Here is a 10,286-nt window from a genome sequence, read left to right as displayed (position 1 = left end):
TAAGGCTCGGTAGCTCAGTTGGTAGAGCAATGGATTGAAGCTCCATGTGTCGGCGGTTCGATTCCGTCTCGCGCCATTTAAATATTTTGGAAGGGTAGCGAAGAGGCTAAACGCGGCGGACTGTAAATCCGCTCCTTCGGGTTCGGGGGTTCGAATCCCTCCCCTTCCATAGTTACGGGCATAGTTTAAAGGTAGAACTAAGGTCTCCAAAACCTTCAGTGTGGGTTCAATTCCTACTGCCCGTGTTAGTTAAATTATGGCGGGTGTGGTGAAGTGGTTAACACATCAGATTGTGGCTCTGACATTCGGGGGTTCGATTCCCCTCACTCGCCTATTTATATTATTGGGGTATAGCCAAGCGGTAAGGCAAGGGACTTTGACTCCCTCATGCGTTGGTTCGAATCCAGCTACCCCAGTTATACTTTGCCGGCGTGGCGGAATTGGCAGACGCGCTGGACTCAAAATCCAGTGTCCGCAAGGACGTGCCGGTTCGACCCCGGCCGCCGGTATAGTATGAAAGACAAGGTTTTCGGACCTTGTTTTTTTGTTGAATAATTTATTAAAATTTCACTAAAAAAGGTCTATACCATTTACAAATTGTTTTGAAAGGTTTATAATGTAATTGACATAATAAATAGTAGATTATTTCTTAAGGGGGTTATCATTATGCCTAAGTATATTAAAGCTGATCAATTTTTCTATCCACATGGTATTCGTCGTGGAGGTTATTTAGAACTTATTGATGGCAAGTTTGGTAAGCATGTTGAAGAGATTTCGGATGATGCAGAAATTTTAGACTACTCTGGTTACAGCATTGCACCTGGTCTCGTTGACACCCACATTCATGGTTTTGGTGGTGTGGATGTCATGGATAATAATATTGAAGGAACTCTTCATACGATGAGTGAAGGTCTTCTTAGCACAGGTGTTACTAGTTTCCTACCAACTACACTAACTTCATCATACGAACAATTGCTGGCTGTTACTGAAAACATTGGTGCACGCTATCAAGAAGCATCTGGTGCTAAGATTCGTGGTATCTATTTTGAAGGGCCATACTTTACTGAGGAATTTAAAGGAGCTCAAAACCCTGCTTACATGAAAGATCCACGTATGGATGAGTTCCGTGCTTGGCAGAAGGCTGCTAATGGTCTTCTTAATAAAATTGCTCTTGCACCTGAACGTGATGGGGTTGAGGACTTTGTACGTACTATTACTGGTGAAGGTGTAACTGTTGCTCTTGGTCACTCTAATGCTACATTTGATGAAGCTAAAAAAGCTGTTGATGCCGGGGCTAGTGTTTGGGTTCATGCCTATAATGGAATGCGTGGCTTAACGCACCGCGAACTTGGAATGGTTGGTGCGATGTATGAGTTACCACACACTTATGCAGAATTGATCTGTGATGGTCATCACGTGGATCCTAAGGCTTGCGAAATTCTTCTTAAACAAAAAGGAACTGAAAATATTGCCCTTATCACTGACTGTATGACAGCAGGTGGTTTGCAAGATGGTGATTATATGTTAGGGGAGTTTCCAGTTGTAGTTGCAAATGGGACTGCTCGCCTTAAATCTACAGGTAACTTGGCAGGTTCCATTCTCAAACTTAAAGATGGTTTGAAAAATGTCGTTGAGTGGGGAATTGCAAATCCTCATGAAGCAGTCATGATGGCTAGTCTGAACCCAGCTAAATCAGTTCATATCGATGACGTCTGTGGACAAATTCGTGAAGGCTACGATGCAGACTTTATCGTGCTAGATAAAGATTTGGAATTAGTAGCAACTTATCTAGATGGAGAAAAACGCTATCAAGCATAATCTAAAAAGTAGAAACGACTTTAGTTTCTACTTTTTTTAATAAATTCGTGAACACTTTCACATATTACTTGATTTTTATATTGAAAAGGCTTACAATTATGATATAAACAATACAAATAAAAAAGCGGAGGATTGCTTATGAAAGCTTATACTTACGTTAAACCAGGCCTTGCGTCATTTGTTGATGTTGACAAACCAGTTATTCGCAAGCCAACAGATGCTATTGTGCGTATCGTTAAGACTACTATTTGTGGTACAGACCTTCATATTATTAAAGGGGATGTTCCTGCTTGTAAGAGTGGAACAATCTTAGGACATGAAGGAATTGGTATTGTAGAGGAAGTTGGAGCAGGAGTTTCAAACTTCAAAAAAGGCGATAAGGTTTTGATTTCTTGTGTTTGTGCCTGTGGTAAATGCTACTACTGTAAAAAGGGAATCTATGCTCACTGTGAAGACGAAGGTGGATGGATTTTTGGACATTTGATTGACGGTATGCAAGCAGAATATCTTCGTGTGCCCCATGCTGATAATACTCTTTATCATACTCCAGCTGACTTGTCTGATGAAGCTTTGGTTATGTTATCTGATATCTTGCCAACTGGCTATGAAATTGGTGTCTTAAAAGGGAAAGTTGAGCCTGGTTGTAGTGTAGCTATCGTTGGTTCAGGGCCAGTCGGATTGGCAGCTCTTTTGACGGCACAATTCTATTCACCAGCTAAATTGATTATGGTGGACCTAGACGATAACCGCTTGGATACTGCAGTTTCTTTCGGTGCTACTCATAAGATTAATTCTTCAGATCCTGAAAAGGCAATTCAAGAAATTTATGATTTGACAGATGGTCGAGGTGTAGATGTCGCTATTGAGGCGGTAGGAATTCCTGCAACGTTTGATCTCTGTCAAAAGATTATCGGTGTAGACGGAACAGTAGCCAACTGTGGTGTGCATGGTAAGCCAGTTCAGTTTGATTTGGACACTCTTTGGATTCGTAACATTAATGTTACTACTGGATTGGTTTCTACCAATACAACTCCTCAGCTTTTGAAAGCCTTAGAAAGTCATAAAATTGAACCTGAAAAATTGGTAACTCATTATTTCAAACTTAGTGAAATAGAAAAGGCCTATGAAGTATTTAGTAAGGCCGCCGATCATCATGCGATTAAAGTGATCATTGAAAACGATATTTCAGAAGGTTAATCTTGTTTTTAAATCCAGTTATTCGTTTTTGAATAGCTGGATTTTTTGAAAATGTTATATAATTCGTGAAAATGAGCAAAATTCTTTCATTGTTCTCAAAATTTCGCTATAATATACGGTACAAAGGAAGTTAAACTATGTATCGAGTTATAAAAATGTACGGAGATTTTGAACCGTGGTGGTTTATAGAAGGCTGGGAAGACGACGTCATTGCGAGCAAAAAATTTGATAACTATTATGACGCTTTGAAATATTATAAGTCTTGTTGGTTTGAGTTAGAAAAGGAGATTCCCCTTTACAAAAGTAGAGGAGACTTGATGACTATTTTTTGGGATCCAGAAGATAAACGCTGGTGTGAAGAATGCGATGAATTTCTTCAGCAATATCATTCCTTGGCTTTGTTGGAAGATGGTCAAGTCATTCCTGATGAAAAATTTAGACCTGGTTACGAAAAGCAGACTGGTTTAGAAATCCACCGTACTTGTCGCATAAAAAAAGAAGAAACAACTTTTTAATGAAGTTGTTTCTTCTTTTTTATATTTTCTTCGAATAATAAGAATGAGGAGGAAGATATGGTACAAACACTTGCACAAGAATTGATTACACTGGCCAAAAAACAGGGAGCTCAGGACATCTATTTTGTTCCTAAAGAAAAGATTTATGAGCTACATATGCGAGTTGGAGATGAGAGACATTTGATTAACACCTATGACTTTGAAAAGTTGGGGGCTGTCATTAGTCATTTTAAGTTTATTGCGGGGATGAACGTTGGAGAAAAACGCCGTAGTCAGCTTGGTTCCTGTGATTATCAGCATGGAGACAAGGTTTCTTCATTACGTTTATCGACGGTGGGAGATTATCGTGGTCATGAGAGTCTAGTAATCCGGCTTTTGCATGATCAAGAACAAGAGTTGCGCTTCTGGTTTCAGGACCTTATGGAACTGGAAAAGGGTTTTAGGCAACGCGGGCTTTATCTTTTTGCAGGCCCCGTAGGAAGTGGCAAAACTACTTTGATGCATGAATTAGCCAAGTCATTGTTTAAGGGACAACAGGTCATGTCTATTGAAGATCCAGTAGAAATTAAGCAGGAAGAGATGCTACAGTTACAGCTTAATGAAGCTATCGGACTTAGCTATGAGAACTTGATAAAACTTTCCCTACGACATCGTCCAGATCTTTTAATCATTGGAGAAATTCGAGATAGCGAAACAGCCCGTGCCGTTGTACGAGCTAGTCTGACAGGTGCCACGGTATTCTCGACAATCCATGCCAAGAGTGTTCGTGGGGTTTATGAGCGCCTCTTAGAACTTGGTGTCAGTGAAGATGAACTTGCAGTAGTTTTACAAGGTGTTTGTTACCAAAGACTAATCGCAGGAGGAGGAATTATTGATTTTGCAAACAAAAATTACCAAGAACACCAGGCAGAAAAGTGGAATGGACAAATTGACCAGCTTCTTAAAGAAGGACATATCACTGCCCTTCAAGCTGAAACGGAGAAAATTAGCTACCAGTAAGCAGAAGAAAATCATCACTCTTTTTAACAATTTATTTTCCAGTGGTTTTCATCTGGTAGAAATCATTTCCTTTCTTGATAGAAGTCTTTTGTTGGAAAAGAAATATGTATCTCAGATGCGCTTAGGACTCTCGCAGGGGAAATCCTTCTCGGAAATGATGAGAACTTTAGGTTTTTCGAGTGCTATTGTCACGCAACTTTCCTTGGCTGAAGTTCATGGAAATCTTCATTTGAGTTTAGGGAAAATTGAAGAGTATCTTGATAATCTTGCTAAGGTGAAGAAGAAGTTAATTGAAGTTGCGACCTATCCAGTCATTTTGTTAGCTTTCTTACTGCTCATTATGTTGGGTTTGCGGAATTATCTCTTACCTCAACTAGATAGTAGTAATATAGCTACCTTAGTGATTAGTAACTTGCCACAGATTTTTCTTGGGCTTGTTCTAGCGTTAGCTCTAGTATCTTTAACAGGGCTGATTTTCTACAGGAAATCTAAGAAGATACAAGTCTTTTCTTTTCTAGCTAGAATCCCCTTTCTAGGTGTGTTTATTCAATATTATCTGACGGCCTATTATGCTCGGGAATGGGGCAATATGATTGGTCAAGGTCTGGAGCTATCACAGATTTTTCAAATGATGCAGGAGCAAGGAAATCCTCTTTTTAAGGAAATCGGACATGATTTATCCCTGTCCTTGCAAAATGGGCATGAATTTTCTATGGTTGTGCAGAATTATCCTTTTTTTAGAAGAGAGTTGGGATTAATCATTGAATATGGAGAGGTCAAGTCCAAGTTGGGAAGCGAATTGGAAATCTATGCAGAGAAAACTTGGGAGGCATTCTTTACTCGAGTTAATCGTACGATGAACTTAGTTCAACCCCTGGTCTTTATTTTTGTAGCTCTGCTAATCGTTTTATTGTACGCAGCCATGTTGTTGCCTATGTATCAAAATATGGAGGTAAATTTTTAGATGAAAAAAATGTTGATGAAATTAAAAGAAGCGAAGGCAAAAGCTTTTACACTGGTAGAAATGTTGGTCGTATTGCTCATCATTAGTATTCTACTCTTACTGTTTGTGCCAAATCTTACTAAGCAAAAGGATGCAGTGAATGACAAGGGTAAAGCAGCTGTCGTCAAGGTGGTAGAAAGTCAAGCAGAACTGTATAGTCTGGATAAAAATGAAGATGCTAGTCTAAGCAAATTACAGGCAGATGGACGTATCACTGCTGAACAAGCCAAAGCTTACAAAGAGTATCATGATAAACAAAAGACAAGTCAAACAGTTGCGGATTAGGGCTTTTACCATGCTAGAAAGTCTATTGGTTTTAGGGATAGTCAGCATTTTGGCTTTGGGTTTGTCAAGTTCAGTTCAATCCACTTTTGCGGCGGTGGAAGAGCAAATTTTCTTCATGGAGTTTGAGGAACTTTATCGAGAAACCCAGAAACGAAGTCTGGCTAGTCAACAAAAGATGAATTTAATGTTAGAAGAGAGGAGCATTAGTAATGGTTATCAAAAGTTAGCCATTCCTAAAGGGCTTCAACTGCAGTCCACTCAGTCAATCACTTTTGACAAGGCTGGAGGTAGTTCATATCTGATTAGCATCAGATTTCAAACAAGGAAAGAAGTAGTTCGCTATCGACTAAATATAGGAAATGGAAAGATTAAACGTATTCAAGAAGCAAAAAATTAAGGCGGTTATTTTACTGGAAGCAGTGATTTCACTAGCCATTTTTGCCAGTATAGCAACCCTCTTGCTGGGACAAATTCAAGAAAGTAGAAAAAGAGAAGTAGAACTTCTAAAACAGGAAGAAGTTTTGCGAGTGGCTCGTATGGCTTTGCAGACTGGACAAAAGCAGTTGACTGTCAACGGCCTTACGGTTCATGTTGTCTCGAATGAGCGAGGTTTGGAGGTATACCATGGAACGGAGAAATTACTGGCGATTCAAGACAAGTAGGGTCAGAGCTTTTACACTTTTAGAATCCTTGGTTGCACTTATCGTTATTAGTGGTAGCTTACTCCTCTTTCAAGCTATGAGTCAGCTCTTGGTTTCAGAGGTTCGCTACCAGCAGAGAAGTGAGCAGAAGGAGTGGCTTTTATTTGTGGATCAGCTGGAAGCAGAGCTGAATCGAGCCCAATTTGAAAAAGTGGAGAATGATAGGCTTTACCTCAAACAGGAAGGTAAACCCATTTCCATGGGTAAATCAAAGTCAAATGATTTCCGGAAAACAGATGCTAGTGGACGTGGCTATCAACCCATGGTTTATGGCCTTAAATCAGCACATATTTACCAAAAAGGGCAAAATGTTCATTTCAATTTTCAGTTTGAAAAGGGACTAGAGAGGGAGTTTATCTATCGTGTTGAAAAAGAAAAAAGTTAGAGCAGGCGTTCTTCTTTATGCCCTTGTAATGGCTGGTATTTTTAGTCTTCTGTTGCAATTTTATCTGAATCGGCAAGTAGCTCATCATCAGGATTATGCACTGAACAAAGAAAAACTTCTTGCATTTGCAATTGCTAAGAGGACCTATGAAAAAGCTAGTCCTGAGAGTGGTCAGCAGTCATTTAATGCAGGAAAGGCAACTTATCGTAATGACCAAAAGGGATTTACAGCGATTGTTGACACTGGGAAAAATCAATTTGAATTTCGTTTTCCACCTTTGAAAAAGACTGACGACAAGACGAAGAAAACAGAAAAAAAGTCAAAAGAAGAAAGCGAGAAGAAAAAAGAAGAAGGGGGCAAAAAAGAGACTGCTAGATCTTCCAAATTAGCACCTTCAAAGAAGGGCACAGAGTAGTTTGGACGAGGTTTTTATCTGAAATCATGCTATAATAGATACATATGGAGGACCAAAAATGGCAAGTGTAAAATTGTATCTAGTGCGTCATGGGAAAACAATGTTTAATACGATTGGGCGTGCTCAAGGCTGGAGTGATACTCCTTTAACAGCCGAAGGTGAGCGAGGTATTCACGAATTGGGGATTGGTTTGCGTGAGTCAGGCTTAAAGTTTGAGCGTGCTTACTCGAGTGACTCAGGACGTACCATCCAAACTATGGGAATTATCCTTGAGGAACTAGGTTTGACAGGACAAATTCCTTATCGGATGGATAAGCGAATCCGTGAGTGGTGCTTTGGTAGCTTTGATGGTGCTTATGATGGAGACCTTTTTATGGGGATTATTCCTCGTATCTTTAATGTCGATCATGTGCATCGTTTGTCCTATGCGGAGCTGGCTGAAGGTCTGGTAGAAGTAGACACAGCAGGTTGGGCTGAAGGATGGGAAAAGCTAAGTGGTCGTATCTGGGAAGGATTTGAAGCCATTGCCAAGGAAATGGAAGCCAATGGTGGAGGAAATGCCCTGGTAGTCAGCCATGGAATGACTATTGGTACCATTGTTTATTTAATCAACGGAATGCATCCGCATGGCCTTGATAATGGAAGTGTGACGATTCTCGAGTACCAAGATGGTCAGTTCTCGGTCAAGATTGTTGGCGACCGTAGCTACCGTGAAATTGGACGAGCTAAACTAGAAGAGCAAGCTAGTTCAGAACAATAAAAATTCTCTACTTAAATTAGAAGATGTTTTAGATGATTCAATAGAATGCTGATGTCGTCATTGCACAAGCTTGTAAGAGTTAAGTGCTTTGACAATAGCATTCTTTTTTGTTAGAATAGCATCAACATGAAAGCATAAGAAGGGACTGACAGAGTTGTCGTTCCCTTTTGTCTATCTTAGAAGGGGGAAATATGCTGTTTCAGAAAATAAAAACTTATAAATGGCAGGCTCTAGCTTCCTTAATTATGACAGGTCTAATGGTAACGAGTTCACTCTTGCAACCACGTTATTTGCAGGAAGTTTTAGAGGCACTGCTAACAGGTGATAATGAAGCTATTTATCATATTGGTTTTTGGTTAATTCTTGTTGCCTTGATCGGTCTGGTCGCAGGTGGCATTAATGTTGTGTTAGCCGCCTACATTGCTCAAGGAGTTTCGTCAGACTTACGGGAAGATGCCTTTCGTAAGATTCAAACTTTTTCATACGCTAATATTGAGGAATTTAACGCAGGGAACCTTGTTGTTCGTATGACCAATGACATCAACCAGATTCAAAACGTAGTCATGATGACCTTCCAAATTCTCTTTCGACTACCACTTTTGTTTATCGGTTCCTTTATTCTAGCAGTTGTCACCCTACCTTCTCTATGGTGGGTGCTAGTTCTCATGGTCGTTCTGATTGTTGCCATAATGGGTTTTATGATGGGAGTGGTGGGACCACGCTTTGCAAAATTCCAGACCTTACTAGAGCGTATCAATGCCATTGCTAAAGAAAATTTGCGTGGTGTGCGCGTGGTTAAGTCTTTTGTCAGAGAAAAAGATCAGTTTGATAAATTTACGCAGGTGTCAGATGAATTGTTGGGAGAAAACCTTTATATCGGTTATGCCTTTTCTGTTATGCAACCTGCAATGATGTTGATTTCTTACGGGGCTGTCTTTCTTTCAATCTGGCTTGTAGCAGGTATGGCAGAGTCAGATCCGTCAGTAGTTGGTTCCATTGCTTCCTTTGTAAACTACCTGAGTCAGATTATCTTTACCATCGTCATGGTTGGATTTTTGGGGAACTCAGTTACTCGTGCCATGATTTCACTCCGTCGTATTCGTGAAATCCTAGATACAGAACCGGCTATGACCTTCAAGGATGTGGAAGATGAAGAATTGGAAGGAAGTCTCAGTTTTGAAAATGTGACCTTTACCTATCCAAATGATGAAGAACCTATCCTAAAAAATGTATCCTTCGATATCGCAGCTGGTGAAATGGTTGGGGTTGTCGGAGCAACTGGTGCAGGGAAATCAACCTTGGCTCAGTTGATTCCACGATTATTTGATCCTCAGCAAGGTTCGATCAAAATTGGCGGAAAGGACATTCGTACAGTTAGTGAAGGAACGCTTCGCAAGACTGTCTCTATCGTTCTACAAAGAGCCATTCTTTTTAGTGGAACCATCGCAGATAACCTCAGACAAGGAAAAGGAGATGCGACAGTTTCAGAAATGGAACGCGCAGCTCGTATCGCTCAGGCGAGTGAATTTATTAGTCGTATGGACTTGGCTTTTGAAAGTCCGGTTGAGGAACGTGGAACCAACTTTTCTGGTGGACAAAAACAAAGAATGTCCATTGCGCGTGGGATTGTCAGCAATCCTAAGATTTTGATTTTCGATGATTCAACTTCTGCCCTTGATGCCAAATCAGAACGTTTGGTCCAAGAAGCCCTTAACAAGGATTTGAAGGGGACGACTACGATTATCATCGCACAAAAGATTAGCTCTGTTGTTCATGCGGATAAAATTTTAGTGCTTGACCAAGGGCGTTTGATTGGTCAAGGTAAGCATGCTGACTTGGTTGCAACAAACCCAGTTTATCGTGAAATTTACGAAACGCAAAAAGGAAAGGAGGAGTAGGATGAAGACATTTGAATTCTTTTGGAACTATTTTAAAGTTTACAAGATATCCTTTATCGTTGTCATTGCTATGATTATCATTGCAACGGTAGCACAAGCCCTCTTTCCAGTATTTGCAGGTCAAACAGTCACAGAGCTGGCTAATTTGGTTATAGCCTATCAAAATGGAAATCCAGATATGGTTTGGCAAAGTCTATTGGGACTCCTGATTAATCTTGCTTATATTTTGATAGTTTTATAGTCATTTAGTTTTAAAAAAGCGCTCTAAACATTCAAAGATATTTGGAACTTCCCTTAATAAATTTGTCAC

12 protein-coding genes, 6 tRNA genes and 1 pseudogene are annotated in these 10,286 nt (G+C 40.0%); all 19 read left to right on the top strand.

Annotation, left to right across the window (positions count from 1 at the left end; all coding sequences use genetic code 11):
* Positions 1-3: 3 nt before the first annotated feature.
* Positions 4-76: transfer RNA gene (locus M1R56_RS09745), tRNA-Phe, on the top strand.
* A 12-nt stretch (positions 77-88) separates the two neighbouring features.
* Positions 89-169, top strand: a tRNA-Tyr gene (locus M1R56_RS09740).
* Positions 170-174: 5 nt separating this feature from the next.
* Positions 175-245: transfer RNA gene (locus M1R56_RS09735), tRNA-Trp, on the top strand.
* 14 nt (positions 246-259) lie between these two features.
* Positions 260-332: transfer RNA gene (locus M1R56_RS09730), tRNA-His, on the top strand.
* Positions 333-344: 12 nt separating this feature from the next.
* Positions 345-416 (top strand) — tRNA-Gln (locus M1R56_RS09725).
* A gap of 9 nt (positions 417-425) precedes the next feature.
* Positions 426-509 (top strand) — tRNA-Leu (locus tag M1R56_RS09720).
* Between the two features lie 157 nt (positions 510-666).
* Positions 667-1,818: an N-acetylglucosamine-6-phosphate deacetylase gene (gene nagA / locus M1R56_RS09715; protein WP_060956243.1), complete on the top strand. Its 1,152-nt coding sequence runs from the start codon at positions 667-669 to the stop codon at positions 1,816-1,818.
* A gap of 138 nt (positions 1,819-1,956) precedes the next feature.
* On the top strand, positions 1,957-3,015 hold the full coding sequence (locus tag M1R56_RS09710; protein WP_000649456.1) for a zinc-dependent alcohol dehydrogenase family protein: 1,059 nt from the start codon (positions 1,957-1,959) through the stop codon (positions 3,013-3,015).
* 137 nt (positions 3,016-3,152) lie between these two features.
* A complete protein-coding gene (locus M1R56_RS09705) occupies positions 3,153-3,530 on the top strand; it encodes a DUF1033 family protein (RefSeq protein ID WP_007555701.1) in 378 nt (125 codons plus the stop codon).
* Between the two features lie 57 nt (positions 3,531-3,587).
* Positions 3,588-4,529, top strand: a complete 942-nt coding sequence (gene comGA / locus M1R56_RS09700) for a competence type IV pilus ATPase ComGA (protein WP_248036010.1) — start codon at positions 3,588-3,590, stop codon at positions 4,527-4,529.
* Complete coding sequence (comGB, locus tag M1R56_RS09695; RefSeq protein ID WP_248036009.1) at positions 4,450-5,493, top strand: competence type IV pilus assembly protein ComGB; 1,044 nt, start codon at positions 4,450-4,452, stop codon at positions 5,491-5,493. Before comGA ends, comGB begins: the two co-directional genes overlap by 80 nt.
* Positions 5,494-5,817 (top strand): competence type IV pilus major pilin ComGC, encoded by a 324-nt coding sequence (comGC, locus tag M1R56_RS09690; protein ID WP_075231870.1) that lies wholly within the window; start codon positions 5,494-5,496, stop codon positions 5,815-5,817.
* Positions 5,780-6,214, top strand: coding sequence for a competence type IV pilus minor pilin ComGD (comGD, locus tag M1R56_RS09685; RefSeq protein ID WP_282434707.1), 435 nt, complete (start codon positions 5,780-5,782; stop codon positions 6,212-6,214). Before comGC ends, comGD begins: the two co-directional genes overlap by 38 nt.
* Positions 6,177-6,479 carry a competence type IV pilus minor pilin ComGE gene (gene comGE / locus M1R56_RS09680; protein ID WP_024053803.1) on the top strand — a complete coding sequence of 101 codons (303 nt, stop codon included), beginning with the start codon at positions 6,177-6,179 and terminating at the stop codon, positions 6,477-6,479. The genes comGD and comGE overlap by 38 nt, the downstream gene beginning before the upstream one ends.
* Positions 6,442-6,903 (top strand): competence type IV pilus minor pilin ComGF, encoded by a 462-nt coding sequence (gene comGF / locus M1R56_RS09675; RefSeq protein ID WP_248036008.1) that lies wholly within the window; start codon positions 6,442-6,444, stop codon positions 6,901-6,903. Before comGE ends, comGF begins: the two co-directional genes overlap by 38 nt.
* A complete protein-coding gene (gene comGG / locus M1R56_RS09670) occupies positions 6,881-7,318 on the top strand; it encodes a competence type IV pilus minor pilin ComGG (RefSeq protein ID WP_248036007.1) in 438 nt (145 codons plus the stop codon). The genes comGF and comGG overlap by 23 nt, the downstream gene beginning before the upstream one ends.
* 58 nt (positions 7,319-7,376) lie before the next feature.
* Positions 7,377-8,078 carry a histidine phosphatase family protein gene (locus M1R56_RS09665; RefSeq protein ID WP_248036006.1) on the top strand — a complete coding sequence of 234 codons (702 nt, stop codon included), beginning with the start codon at positions 7,377-7,379 and terminating at the stop codon, positions 8,076-8,078.
* A 191-nt stretch (positions 8,079-8,269) separates the two neighbouring features.
* The gene (locus M1R56_RS09660) at positions 8,270-9,976 is read left to right on the top strand and encodes an ABC transporter ATP-binding protein (protein WP_248036005.1); all 1,707 of its coding nucleotides are present in this window, start codon (positions 8,270-8,272) and stop codon (positions 9,974-9,976) included.
* A gap of 1 nt (position 9,977) precedes the next feature.
* A pseudogene (locus M1R56_RS09655) lies at positions 9,978-10,214 on the top strand (ABC transporter ATP-binding protein); the annotation flags it as partial.
* Between the last annotated feature and the right edge of the window lie 72 nt (positions 10,215-10,286).

This window comes from Streptococcus sp. oral taxon 431 (assembly GCF_023115445.1).
Taxonomy (GTDB): Bacteria; Bacillota; Bacilli; order Lactobacillales; family Streptococcaceae; genus Streptococcus.
This window is presented reverse-complemented; position numbering and strand designations above follow the sequence as displayed.

What these genes read in the sequence shown, in the direction of transcription:
- comGA (WP_248036010.1), top strand. Translation starts at nt 3,588, where the DNA reads ATGGTACAAACACTTGCACAAGAATTGATTACACTGGCCAAAAAACAG.
- comGF (WP_248036008.1), top strand. Translation starts at nt 6,442, where the DNA reads ATGGAACGGAGAAATTACTGGCGATTCAAGACAAGTAGGGTCAGAGCT.
- comGD (WP_282434707.1), top strand. Translation starts at nt 5,780, where the DNA reads ATGATAAACAAAAGACAAGTCAAACAGTTGCGGATTAGGGCTTTTACC.
- M1R56_RS09665 (WP_248036006.1), top strand. Translation starts at nt 7,377, where the DNA reads ATGGCAAGTGTAAAATTGTATCTAGTGCGTCATGGGAAAACAATGTTT.
- comGB (WP_248036009.1), top strand. Translation starts at nt 4,450, where the DNA reads ATGGACAAATTGACCAGCTTCTTAAAGAAGGACATATCACTGCCCTTC.
- M1R56_RS09710 (WP_000649456.1), top strand. Translation starts at nt 1,957, where the DNA reads ATGAAAGCTTATACTTACGTTAAACCAGGCCTTGCGTCATTTGTTGAT.
- comGE (WP_024053803.1), top strand. Translation starts at nt 6,177, where the DNA reads ATGGAAAGATTAAACGTATTCAAGAAGCAAAAAATTAAGGCGGTTATT.
- M1R56_RS09660 (WP_248036005.1), top strand. Translation starts at nt 8,270, where the DNA reads ATGCTGTTTCAGAAAATAAAAACTTATAAATGGCAGGCTCTAGCTTCC.
- comGC (WP_075231870.1), top strand. Translation starts at nt 5,494, where the DNA reads ATGAAAAAAATGTTGATGAAATTAAAAGAAGCGAAGGCAAAAGCTTTT.
- nagA (WP_060956243.1), top strand. Translation starts at nt 667, where the DNA reads ATGCCTAAGTATATTAAAGCTGATCAATTTTTCTATCCACATGGTATT.
- M1R56_RS09705 (WP_007555701.1), top strand. Translation starts at nt 3,153, where the DNA reads ATGTATCGAGTTATAAAAATGTACGGAGATTTTGAACCGTGGTGGTTT.